Raw genomic sequence first — 228 nt, 5'->3', positions numbered from 1 at the left:
CCGGCCGCAAGCCGTCACGGCCATTGACGTCACTGGCACGCCCTTGCCAAACTCTCCGCCCCCCACAGGATGAATCGATTCAGTCGAATCGGTTCGACGACGGAAGCAGAGGACCCATGGGACGCAGAGCCGCACTCCTCGCCGCAGCCGGCGCCACCGCGCTCCTCACCGCGGCCGGCACCATGACGGCCCCCGCCACCGCCGCCACCGGCGCGGACACCGCCGCCC

It is taken from the genome of Streptomyces viridosporus, from assembly GCF_002078235.1.
Lineage (GTDB): Bacteria > Actinomycetota > Actinomycetes > Streptomycetales > Streptomycetaceae > Streptomyces > Streptomyces viridosporus.
The sequence above is the reverse complement of the archived record's forward strand: the minus strand, read 5'-3'. Positions refer to the sequence as shown.